Raw genomic sequence first — 441 nt, 5'->3', positions numbered from 1 at the left:
CCTTCATTTCGATTTAGAGCGCTTTAAGGCGCATCTAACCGATCTAGGTGTCAACATAAGGGAAAGATTCAATCAGAAGCAACAGATGACCCATTTTTCATACGACTTTATCGACCGGGATGGTAAGAAACGTATCATACGTGAAAAAAATTTAGGAGTTGATTATGGTGCCGAGGGAATCCAATACGGATTGGAGCAGGAACGAGAATCTTATGAACGATTTAAACGACAATCAGGATTCACATCTCTCCCAGCAGGTCGTACAGCTAACGCTGAAGTACCAGAAAGCAGAGATCGCATTCAACAGTATGCACGACAAGTACTTGACGCTCGTATCAGAGATGCAGGAGATGAAACGCTACAACGAGACACTCAAACAGGAGATGCGCACGGTCATCAACGAAAATCGAACACTCAAGACCGAACTTCAGAAGACCATCC

The 441-nt window shown here is 44.2% G+C and carries 1 pseudogene; it reads left to right on the top strand.

Annotated elements, in window-relative coordinates:
• Nucleotides 1-441 (top strand): annotated as a pseudogene (locus tag CD152_RS11955) (hypothetical protein); the annotation flags it as partial.

The sequence above is a fragment of the Macrococcoides caseolyticum genome, assembly GCF_002902665.1.
GTDB lineage: Bacteria > Bacillota > Bacilli > Staphylococcales > Staphylococcaceae > Macrococcoides > Macrococcoides caseolyticum.
This window is presented reverse-complemented; position numbering and strand designations above follow the sequence as displayed.